7 protein-coding genes are annotated in these 12,199 nt (G+C 34.7%); 4 read left to right on the forward strand and 3 right to left on the reverse strand.

All coding sequences use genetic code 11. From position 1 onward, the window contains the following. Positions 1–676 precede the first annotated feature (676 nt). From guaA to LPB88_RS04260, 4 genes are all read left to right on the forward strand, one after another. Positions 677–2,206: a glutamine-hydrolyzing GMP synthase gene (gene guaA, locus LPB88_RS04245; RefSeq protein WP_230712771.1), complete on the forward strand. Its 1,530-nt coding sequence runs from the start codon at positions 677–679 to the stop codon at positions 2,204–2,206. 61 nt (positions 2,207–2,267) lie between these two features. Continuing rightward, on the forward strand, positions 2,268–4,184 hold the full coding sequence (locus tag LPB88_RS04250) for a LysM peptidoglycan-binding domain-containing protein (protein ID WP_230712773.1): 1,917 nt from the start codon (positions 2,268–2,270) through the stop codon (positions 4,182–4,184). Positions 4,185–4,280: 96 nt separating this feature from the next. Next, a complete protein-coding gene (locus tag LPB88_RS04255; protein ID WP_230712775.1) occupies positions 4,281–6,383 on the forward strand; it encodes a LysM peptidoglycan-binding domain-containing protein in 2,103 nt (700 codons plus the stop codon). Next, on the forward strand, positions 6,383–6,784 hold the full coding sequence (locus LPB88_RS04260; RefSeq protein ID WP_230712777.1) for an OsmC family protein: 402 nt from the start codon (positions 6,383–6,385) through the stop codon (positions 6,782–6,784). Before LPB88_RS04255 ends, LPB88_RS04260 begins: the two co-directional genes overlap by 1 nt. A gap of 72 nt (positions 6,785–6,856) precedes the next feature. Here the strand turns inward: LPB88_RS04260 and LPB88_RS04265 are convergent, their stop codons facing one another. The 3 genes from LPB88_RS04265 to LPB88_RS04275 all read right to left on the reverse strand — a co-directional run bounded on the left by LPB88_RS04265 (position 6,857) and on the right by LPB88_RS04275 (position 11,990). Then, positions 6,857–9,166 carry a glycoside hydrolase family 95-like protein gene (locus LPB88_RS04265; RefSeq protein WP_230712779.1) on the reverse strand — a complete coding sequence of 770 codons (2,310 nt, stop codon included), beginning with the start codon at positions 9,164–9,166 and terminating at the stop codon, positions 6,857–6,859. 93 nt (positions 9,167–9,259) lie between these two features. Then, positions 9,260–10,639: a Gfo/Idh/MocA family protein gene (locus tag LPB88_RS04270; protein WP_230712781.1), complete on the reverse strand. Its 1,380-nt coding sequence runs from the start codon at positions 10,637–10,639 to the stop codon at positions 9,260–9,262. Positions 10,640–10,667: 28 nt separating this feature from the next. Then, positions 10,668–11,990, reverse strand: a complete 1,323-nt coding sequence (locus LPB88_RS04275) for a DUF3472 domain-containing protein (RefSeq protein ID WP_230712783.1) — start codon at positions 11,988–11,990, stop codon at positions 10,668–10,670. Positions 11,991–12,199 lie beyond the last annotated feature (209 nt).

Raw genomic sequence — 12,199 nt, forward strand, 5'->3', positions numbered from 1 at the left:
AAAGAGATAAAATTATAGTAACTGCAAAGTTAATTAAATAGGATTTCCGTATTTTCGGATCTATAGATTTTGGGTTCTTTGCTAATAGGAAGTATTGAATTATTAGATTGATTGTTAATAGTATTAAAATTGAATAATCATTGATGAACATGAGTGATGTTCCAATGCATAGTGTTATTATTGAATATAATATACCTAAAAGAATAATTTTTGCACGTTGGTTTTTAATTTTGAAGACGAGATAGAAAGCATAAATAAAATAAGATATTCCTCCGATTAATGCAAAATCATAATATTGATAACTGGCCATATAGTCATATACAATAGGAGGAATTATTACTACAATAAAAATAATTAGAATGTGAAAAGCTATTTTTTTAAGGGGTTTCTTAATATTCATTAGTTAAAAGAGAATTTATTAAATTTCTATAAATGTGGTAATTTTTTTTACGTTTTAATGAAAACATTCAGATTTTTTACGCTTGGTCTATTTTTGTTCTTTTGAATTTTTTTAATAAAACAAAAAAGAAAAGGAGCAATAAAAATGCAAATTTTAAAACCTCTGAACCTTTGCAACTTTACAACTTTGTACCTAGAAAATCGGAACTGTGAAAAAAAATATTTTTTTTTCACAGTTCCGATTTTTCAAATTCGAATATAAAAAGTATTTTTGCGCATGCAACACAACGTACTTATTTTAGATTTCGGATCGCAATATACTCAGCTTATTGCGCGTAGAGTTCGCGAATTAAATATATTCTGCGAAATTTTCCCTTACAATCACTTTCCAAGTGATTTATCACCTTATAAAGCCGTAATTTTAGGAGGAAGCCCATTTTCTGTTCGTGCAGAAGACGCTCCACATCCTGATTTATCTCAAATTCGAGGCAAACTTCCAATGTTGGCAGTTTGTTACGGAGCACAATACTTAGCACATTTTAGTGGAGGTGAAGTAGCAGCTTCGAACACCAGAGAATATGGTAGAGCTAATTTATCTTATATTAAAGAAGGGGAAACTTTCTTTAATGGAGTTTCAGAAAACAGTCAGGTTTGGATGAGTCATAGCGATAGTATCAAGGCTTTACCAACAAATGCTGTAAAATTGGCAAGCACGCATGACGTAGAATATGCTGCTTACAAAATTGAAGGTGAAACAACTTATGCAATTCAGTATCACCCAGAAGTTTTCCATTCTACAGATGGATCAAAAATGCTGAAAAACTTTTTAGTAGACATTGCCGAAGTTCCTCAAAATTTTACACCAAATGCTTTCGTAGAAGAAATGGTGGCAGAATTAAAAGAGAAATTAGGAAATGACAAAGTAGTTTTAGGATTGTCAGGCGGAGTAGATTCTACTGTAGCGGCAGTTTTATTACACCAGGCAATTGGTAAAAACCTATACTGTATTTTCGTAAATAACGGTTTACTTCGTAAAAACGAATTCCAAAACGTATTAGATCAATACAAAGGAATGGGATTGAACGTAAAAGGAGTAGATGCAGGAGATCGTTTCTTAGGCGAGTTAGCCGGAATCAGTGATCCTGAAACCAAACGTAAAACTATTGGTCGTGTATTTATCGAAGTTTTTGATGATGAATCACACTTAATCGAAGACGTAAAATGGTTGGCGCAAGGAACAATTTATCCTGACGTAATCGAATCTGTTTCGGTAAAAGGACCATCGGCAACTATTAAATCGCACCATAACGTAGGTGGATTGCCGGATTATATGAAATTAAAAATTGTAGAACCACTTAGAATGTTGTTTAAAGACGAGGTTCGTAGAGTTGGTGCTACTTTAGGAATAGATCCTGAATTATTAGGAAGACACCCTTTCCCGGGACCAGGATTATCAATCAGAATTTTGGGAGATATTACTCCTGAGAAAGTTCAGATTTTACAAGATGTTGATGCTGTTTTTATCGACGGATTAAAATCTTGGGGATTGTATGATAAAGTTTGGCAGGCTGGAGCAATTTTGCTTCCTGTAAATTCTGTTGGTGTGATGGGCGATGAGCGTACGTACGAAAAAGTAGTAGCGCTTAGAGCAGTTGAATCTACAGATGGTATGACTGCTGACTGGGTACATTTACCGTATGATTTCCTGATGAAAGTGTCAAATGACATTATTAATAAGGTAAAAGGCGTGAATCGCGTTGTTTACGATATAAGTTCAAAACCACCTGCAACAATTGAGTGGGAATAGTAATATTTTTCAATTTAAGGCGTTACATTTGTAACGCCTTAAATTTTTAAACCTACTATTTATGAGAGAACTTTTAACGATTTCTCTTGTCTTTATTTTGTCTTTTAACAAAATAATTGCACAAGATTCAATTATTGAACACAAAATTCAAAAAGGAGAAACCGCCTATTTTATTGCCCAAAAGTACAAGGTTTCTGTTGATGAAATTTACAAACTCAACCCTGAATCACAAAGCGGAATCCAAGACAATCAAGTTCTTAAAATCCCAGTCCATCCGACAGAAAAACAAAATTCAAACCAACAAATTACACACATTGTTGGTGCAAAAGAAACCCTTTTTGGCTTATCAAAACAATATAATGTTTCTGTAGAAGCCCTTCAAAATGCAAACCCAGTTCTTGCCAACGGACTTCAGATTGGTCAGGAATTAATTATTCCGCAGAATCCTGCAAATCTTCCTAAAACTGAAATTACAACTTCTTCAAAAGTTACGCATCAGGTCGTTGCTAAAGAATCTTTGTTTAGCATTGCGAGACAATACAATGTATCCGTTCAGGATTTAGAAAATCAGAATAAAGAAATTTTAGTCAACGGATTGCAGATTGGTCAGACAATTACAATTCCTAACAAAAGAAAAACATTGGACGGACGTGTTCGCGTGATTAATCAGGAAACTGTTTTTCATGTGGTTGAACCAAAGGAAACCAAATTTTCGATTGCCAAAAAATATGGAATTTCGATCGATCAATTAGAATCTCAAAATCCCGAAATTGTAAACGGATTAATAGTTGGCAATAAATTAGCCATTAATACCAAAGAAGTTAAACCAACAAACGAAAGCGAAGAATTGATGTTGGCTCTTGCCGAAAAACAAGTCGTAGTCGAAAAAACAAAAGCAAAAACGGTTGAACTTGAAGATCTAAAAGACAGATTGGTTGTTCAGAAAGAAATGAATCAGAAAATTATAAAAATTAATGATCTGAAAGTCAATCTGAACGAAATGAATGGTTCTAAAGAAAATTCGGTTGAGAAATTGCGTTTGGTTTTGGAAGCCAATAAAAATGTGCAGGATGTTTTAATGGCAAAACTAGATTCATTGGTAAATACAATGAACAGTGATTTGGTCGATTTGAAAAGAATGGATGTTTTGAATGTAAACGAATCGAAACGTCTGGAAAAACAATCGTATGAAAGCATTGAGAAAACCAGTGAATTATCGTCTCAATTAAAGAAAGAATTAGCGGAAAATCGAAAAGTTTACGCCGGATTAATGAACAAAGTAGAACAAATTGCTGTTGAAGAAAATCAGGTATATAAGAAAAAAATCCGCGAAAGCGAGAAAAACACCGCTTCGACTTCATTACAACAACGTCTTTCATTAGAAGAAATTAAGCGTTACAAAATAGAGCAGGAGCAAGGCGATGCACAAAACCAGCTTTTGATTGCTAAAATTGATTCTTTAGATACTCAGAAAAAAATTGAAGTAAAACGTCATATCAGCAAAGCTTCGTTTTATAGTATGGAAGCCCGAAAATTTGATGATAAACTGGCTTTGGTAAAATTGAAAAAATATCAGGATGAAGCAGTTAAAAATCAAAGAAAAACAACATCGGCGGAAGCTTCAAAAACAATTTCGCTGGAAGAGATGAAACGCGAATTAAAGGAAAATCCTCTTAAAAATGATAAGACGATAAAGGTTGAAGTTTTTGATAATCTTAAAGAAGTTTCAAACGGCTATTACTTAGTTTTAGGTATATTTACAGACGCAACGCTAAGAGATAAGCTCATTATGAAACTCATTGATTCTGGCGATTTTAACGCTAGTTTCTTCTTTAACATCAACAGTCTTTCGTATTATGTGTATTCGGATAAGTTCGAAAATATGGAAGAAGTGCTGTATAAATGCAAGAAAAAAGAAGAAGATGAGTTATATAAAGAGATCGTTATTGCTAAATTAGAAATTGATCTTAGAGAATAATTAGCGCAAAATTAACAAGTGACAAGAATCTTGTTTTGAAGAGAAATTAGTAACTTGTTTTTTTGAATTAGAAATTAAATTGTTTTAAGCCCTATTATGAAATATTATTCAACATTATTGTCTCTAGTTTTTTTTGTAACCTGTAATGCTTTTTCACAAGAAAAAGTCGTTAAATACACGGTTTCAAGTGGAGAATCGATAAACCAGATTGCCGTAAAATTTAAGGTTACGCCTTATGATATTTATGCACTAAATCCTGATGCCAGAAACGGAGTAAAACCAAATACGGTTTTATTGATCCCGACAAATGGTGCTAAAGCTGTTGCTAAAACAGAAGAAAAATCAGTTAAAAAAACTGCGGGTAAGAATCCAGGTACGCATGAGGTACAGCCTAAAGAAACGTTATTTGGAATTGAAAAAAAGTATGATATTACCGATGAAGCTTTAAAAGCAGCAAATCCTTTTTTAGTAAAAGATGGTTTGCAAATAGGACAAACATTGGTGATTCCTGCAAAAGGATCAACAGCAAAAACAGCGGCTACTGCTAGCAAAACAGTAAAATCTGTTGCGCAGGAAAAGTATGTATATCATGATGTTGTAGCAAAAGAGACTAAATTTTCGATAGCAAAAAAGTACGATACTACTATTGAAGATTTAGAAAAGCGTAATCCAGAAATTGTTTCGAGTTTGCCAGTTGGATACCGATTGACTATAAAAGGACATGCTCCTAAAACAGAAGCTCCTGTACAAACAGTGACAAATGTCGCTAAACCAGCCGAAACTAAAAAAGCGGCTGAAGCTTCTAAAAAAGCAACTTCTTATATGGAATATCAGGTAAAACCAAAAGAGACTTTTTATAGTTTAGGAAGAACTTTTCATATCTCTCAGGAAGAGTTAACGCAACTTAATCCTGCGCTTGCTGAAGGTGTAAAAGAAGGAATGGTTTTAAAAGTTCCTGCAGGATATTTGGCACCACAACCAATTATTGTTCAGGCACAACCTGTTGAAAAAGCAACGGAACAAGCAATCGACAGATCGACAGAAAATACAGCAGGTATTAAAGTTGTTGATAAAGTAAAATCTGAAACGGTTTCGGTTAATCCTGAAGTGGTGGAATTGACTAAAAAAAGAGGTCAGACCGAACGTAAAAAAGTAGTTTTATTATTGCCGTTTAATTTGGCAAAAATGCAAACTGATACTACAAGCATAGCCAACAGAATCAAAGGTGATAAGTTTTTGAATATGACACTTGATTTTTATTCAGGAGCAATGATGGCTATAGATTCGGCTAAAACTTTAAAATTACCTATTGATGTTGCGATTTATGACTCTCAGGAAACTAAAAGTTCTTCGAACATTTCGAGCTTAATCGCTCAGAATAAATTGCAGGATGCAGATGCTGTTGTCGGGCCATTTTATCAAAGTAATGCCGAAACTGCGGCTAACGCATTGCGTTCGTACAATGTTCCTGTGATTTCGCCATTATCAAAAGATTCATCGAATTCTATTGATAATTTGTATCAAACAATACCATCGAGTGATGTAGTTAGAAATGCGGTTTTTGATTATATGCGTTCTAAAAACGGAAATATTGTTGCTGTGGTAGACAAGAAAAAAGAATCTGTTGTTAACTACATCAAACAAAACCAAAAAGGAGTTGTTTTTGCTGCCTTGACAGAAACAGGAGGTTTGGATGTGGCTAATTTGAAGGGCCTATTATTGCCAAACAGAATGAATTATGTAGTTATGGAAACAGGTAATACAGCCATGGTTAAAACTACGATAAAAGCTTTGCTTGATGCACAAAAAACGTGTCAGGTGCAATTGGTAATTTTAGAACCAAACAGCACACTTGATACAGATGAAATTAGTTTTGATAACTTAATAAAATTGAAATTAATGTACCCTTCTGTAACAAGAGAAAGTGATGAACAGCCTGTTTTGATTTTTGAAAAACAATACCGATTGAAAAATAAAGTAAATCCTAATACTTATGCAACACGCGGATTTGATGTGACTTTTGATACAATGATGCGTTTGGTACAAGGAAAAACATATCAGGAAACAGCAGATTTAATGACAACAGAACAAGTTGACAATAAATTCCAGTTTTATAAAAAAGAAGATGGCGGACACGCAAACAAAGGTGTTTACATTTTATATTACGACACCGATTTAACTTTAAAAGTAGCAAATTAATGACATCAAAAGTAACCTATTTAGGAGATTTAAGAACAAGCTCAATTCATGTGCAATCAGGAAGCGAAATCATCTCTGATGCACCAGTAGATAATAACGGAAAAGGTGAAGCTTTTTCTCCAACAGATACAGTTGCTAATGCTTTAGCAAGCTGCATGATGACGATTATGGGAATCAAAGCGCGCGATTTGAGCGTAGATTTTATTGGATCAACTGCTGAAGTAACCAAAATAATGAATGCTGAACCAAGAAGAATTGGTGCAATCGAAATTGTGTTTGATATGCAAGGTGTTGAAGACGAGAAAAGCAGAACAATCCTGGAACGTGCCGGAATGACTTGTCCGGTATTTTTAAGTTTAAGTTCAGAAATTGAAAAACGAATTACTTTTAACTGGAAGTAATTTTGTAATGAATATTTAAAAAGCCATCAAGATATATTTTCTGATGGCTTTTTTATTTTTATAGGCTCTTGATTAATTAGGATTATTTTTTAAAACAAGCGATCCATTTTTCTTAAAAGTAAGCTCCAAAAAATCCTCTGAGAGTTGTTTTATTTTTACGGAATTTTTGGAATCGACAATCCAGTTTTTAAAAGGTATTTTTAGTTTTGTTTTTCCTCCTTGTTCCGCTACTATCTTAACTTGTTTTACCAATCCATTTTCTTTTGAAGCACTTATAATAAAGGCTCCTTCTGCTCTTAATTTATCATAGGAAATGTTCTTCCATAAAACGGGTACTGCAGGCATAATCTCTATAAAACCAGCGTAACTTTGCAATAGCATTTCTTGGAGGCCAGCGGCAAATGCAAAATTGCCTTCTAATGTAAATGGTCGGTATTGAAATTTTGAATAACCGGATTTGGTTTGGTCCCCATTTACATGAAAACTATTTTTAAGACAAAAAGCCTTAGCAAAAATTTCCAAATCCTTGGCAGCACCTTCACCATCTTTAGCCCTTGCTTTTATGTTTGCCATCCATGAATAAGAATATCCGCACCAGTAATCAGGTCCAATAGTATCTAACAACTTAATTGTATTTTTAATAAGAGCTTGGGATTTTTCTCCATCCTCCCATTTAATAAGTCCCAAGGGATGTATCGCCATCAAATGAGAAAAGTGACGATGCGAATTATTATAGGGTAATGTTGGTGTAATCATCATTTCATTATTTACGGAGATGGCATAATCGGGAAATTCATTCTGTATTTGTTTCCAATGAATTGCTTCTTGTTTTAGTCCCAGTTCTTCAGCCAATTCTGATGCTGCTTTAAAGGTAAAAGTCATAAGAGCTAAATCATAATTGGAATTTTGATTAAACCAGGCTGAAATGTCATTATCATTAGTCTCCGGGCTGGAACTAATAGGTAGTTTTCTGAAGCCTTTTTCATCTTTAACCGTTATTTGTTCCAAAAATTTTGCTACGTCTTTAATCCACGGATATGCTTTTTGTTCCAGGAATTTACGATCCATGCTATAACGCCATTGTAGATAATAATGATGTCCCAACCAAGCAGATACGGTAGGAGAGAGAGAATATTGTATCCATCCTCCCATTTCTGTACCATCCAGCGTTGTCACTCCGGGAACAGCCAGACCATCAACTCCAAAATACATTTTGGTATACCGTTTATAGTTGGCTTTATTTTTTTCTAAATGATCTATATACCCAGCGGCTTCTTCCAGATGGTTGCTACTATAAGAAGGCCAATAGCTTAATTGGGTATTCAGATCATGATGGTAATCACCTTTCCATGGAGGTAAACGACCATTATCTGCAGTCCAAACTGCTTGTAATGAGATTGGAGGAGCTCCTTTTCGAGCTGCAGAACCAAACTTGTATTGCTCTAAATACCATTGTTTTTCTAATAAAGAATCTGGTATTTGAATGGCTGACTGATTCCAGAATTTCGCCCACCATAAGGTGTGACTTTTTAAATCGGTATTATATCCTCGTTGTAATGCCTTTTTGATAATACTGGAAGCAAGAGGATTTATTTCTTTATTTGGATCTTGAGAAGAAATACTCCATACGCCTTCAATAGTAGTATTATTTATTTTTTTCCAGGTCAGACTTATCTGATATTTAAATCCTCCCCATCCTTCTTGTTCATACGAAATAGAGTTTCCTTCCTGCGTAACTTTCCCTTGTTTATATCCCAATCTGGCTAAATCATCTCCTCCAACGGGGTCTCCTGAGTTTGTTATTTCTCCTTGATATTTTGGCATTAATAAATGAGGTGTAAATTCCTCTTTTAGATTCTCAAAACGAAACCATCCAATAGGTTGAGTAGCATGTACAAATGTTTTTAAAATGGTCCCATTATCCCATTTTACCTCGCATATAGCATCTTTAAGGGAAAGTTTTACAGAGGTAACTGTTCCCCAATTTTGGATATCAAATTCTAAAGAACCGCCAGGTATTTTACTCGGAGCGGGTTCATTATCATAAGGGTCATCAAAATATTTTTGTACAATGTCGTATTCTTTCTTTTCGACTTGCTCTTCAACCCATTTATAACTAAATTCCTTAAGATGTAAATCTTTCATCGGTCGTATATCCCATAAATCGGCGCGATCTAATGACATCCGTAAATTATTCCCTTTTTGCCATACCAAAGCACCAATCATTCCATTTCCCAACGGAATGCCTTCATCCCATGTTGTTGCGAGAGTTTTAAAATTAAGCTCATATTGAGAAACAGGTTGGGTTTTGCCAGAAAATTGCTGTGCATTTACGGCACAAACCATTAATACAAATATTAGAAATGAAGAAATGTTTTTCATTTTTTGTTTTATTTCTTGTTCAAAAATGTCATAAAATAAGCAAGAGGGCACCATGACTTGCCCTCTTGCTTCCTTCAACTAACCAATAAATATTTATTCTGAAAATTCTAATTTTTGTAATTTGTTCCATCCGCCACGAGTGAAATCAGGAATTTCTACCGGAACAGAACCTTTATCCAATGATATTTCTGTTAAAGGCCCTAAACAAGACCACTCAGCTAAATCGTAAACATCCATATCAAGTGGAAGTCCTTTTTGTAAGCAGTGGATCAAACGATAATCCATTACGAAATCCATTCCGCCGTGACCGCCTACTTTTTTGGCTTGTTCTTCGATATTTTTCACAATCGGATGTTTGTATTTTTCCATCAAAGTTTTTTTAACTTCTTCAGGAACAAATGAATGTGCGCTTAATTTTTCGTGATTTGGTTTTACATCATCGCCTAATTCTTTACCATCTAAAGCATAACCTTCTAACGGATATTTGTTTGCAAAACCTTTCGTTCCGCTCAATTGATACATTCTGCTATAAGGGCGAGGAGAAGTCACATCATGCTGAATTTGAATTGTTTTTCCGTTTTCAGTACGAATCATTGTCATTGTATGATCTCCGTTTCTAAAATCTTTTATTTCCTGACCTGATTTTTCTTTGATATAAGCCGGATTTCCAACCGCTTTTGTATCCATAGAAACCAGAAAATTCATTTTGTCACCACGATGAATATTCAACGCCTGACAAGCTGGCCCCATTCCGTGAGTGGCGTAAACATCACCACGATGTTTGATGTTGTAATCCATTCTCCAGTTGTTCCAGTATTCACCCCAAAAAGGCTGAAGTCCGTGAATATAAGATCCTTCGGCATGCAGAATTTCGCCAAATAAACCTTGTTGCGCCATGTTTAATGTCGTCAGTTCGAAGAAATCATAAACGCAATTTTCAAGCTGCATACAATGTTTTCTGGTTTTTTCGGAGGTATCGATAAGATCCCAAATTTCTTTCATTGTTAAGGCTCCGGGAACTTCTATTGCAACGTGTTTACCATGTTTCATAGCCTGAACTCCAATTAAAGCGTGATGTTTCCAATCTGTGGCAACATAGACTAAATCTACATTTGGCAATGCTGTGACTTTTCTCCAGGCATTTTCGTCTCCAAAAAATTCCTGTGCTTTTGGAAGTCCCGCTTTGGTCAGAATTTCATTTGCCGATTGTGTGTTTTTTTCTAACATATCACAAAGCGCGACGATTTCGACACCGGGAATATGAGTCATACGTTCAACAGCTCCGGGACCGCGCATTCCAAGTCCGATAAAGGCAACGCGAACAGTTGGAATTGGATCTGTGGCCAAACGCAAAACATCTTGTTGATCTTTTGGACGTGAAGGAGTTTTGGTTTTAATCATTTGTGCCGATGCAATCGTTCCTCCGAACAAAACAAAAGCGACTAATATGAATTTTAAAAAATTGGTTTTCATAGTTAATTTGTTTTTTTTAATCAATTTATCAAGGTAAATTGTTGAAATTGATTTCTGGTTTTTTATTGTTTAATGGTCTGGTAAAAATGGTTTTAGGTGTTATGTAATCGTTAAAAAAACCTCCGTCTTTTAGATAAAATGAACCTTTGTCAAGTCCGCCTGCAAAATCCATTCGATACTCTTTTGCGCCGGTATTATCTGTTGTAAAACGGGTTGAATTAATTTCTGTCCAGGTTCCTTTATCGTCGCAAATCCACTGATTGTTAAATAAAACTTTGCGTGATAAATCGCCTTGTTCCGGAACAAAATTTTCTAAAAACGAATGAAATCTTTTTAAATACGTATTGGTTTGTGGACGGTTAAAACTGGCAATTAAAAGCCATTTGTTCAACTCGGGAGCAAAAAAATAAGCGGTATAATTGGTGCTGTTGTTGTTTTGGGGAATTCCGTGAAGCAAGAATTTATAGGTTGTTCCTGATTTCCAACTGTATTGCAGATAACTTTGTCCGCCGGAACCTTCGCTTCCGAATTCGCCAGTATGAACATTTTCCCCTTTTTTAAGCATTTTGATTTTATGCGTTTCCGGAATACTTTTGGGATCATCGGTATTAAACGGACTCCAAACCGAAAATAAAATTCTTCTTTCGGTTGCCGAGTTTACCTGAATTCCAAAATAACCTTCTCCAAAACCGTTTGCCATGAAATAAGAACCTATTTTGTCTTCATTTTCCGGAACGGTAACTTCGTTATAATACCATTCGGCATTTGTAGTTTCAGGAACCTGATAGTTCAAATGTACAGATGGTCCGCGGCGTCCCCAATGGTAAAAATTTCCTTCGTCATTTGGGACATAAGCAATTTTACCATCATAATCTTCACTTGAAATTGTTAGACGATTAATAGACGGAAATTGATTTCCGGTTTTAGTGATTCCTTTTATTTTAATAGCAACATAACCTGCTTTGTCGATTTTCCAGTTTCCAACAGTTATTGCCTTTTTTGTAGTGTCGAATTTTACTTTTTTAGAAGTTCCGTTGATCAAAAATTCTAATTCTGATTTTCCAAAAACTTCAACAGATTCTTCAACGGTAATTCGAAATGTCCCAGCTTTATAAATTCTAAAATAAGCCGTAAAAATTTCCTTAGAATCTGTCCAGTTTTCGATGCCATTATCTGTTAGGGTATTGCTTCCGTCAATATGTTTAGAGCTGTAAGCGTTACCGCCAAGTGGCAGCGAGATTTCGTTTTTCGGATTTCCGATAGTTATCTTTTTTATCGAAGAATCGGCTTTAGCTACAGCAGAAAAAGGCACTAATACTGAAGCGAGAAATAAGTAAAATAAGTTTTTCATTTTATGGTTGATTAGTTTTTTTTGAATTACCTCTCTAATGAACCAAATTAGAGAGGCTTCAAAAACAAAAACCTAAAAAATTATGGGTTTGAGTCTGGTTGTTTTTATTTTAAATACTTGATTTTTTTTATGTTTTAATCTATTAATGAGCGACTTAAAATGATAGAAAGGCATGAATAAATTCGTGCTGAATTTTTATTGTTTAACGA

The sequence above is a fragment of the Flavobacterium sp. JAS genome (assembly GCF_020991455.1).
In the GTDB taxonomy this organism is placed as follows: domain Bacteria; phylum Bacteroidota; class Bacteroidia; order Flavobacteriales; family Flavobacteriaceae; genus Flavobacterium.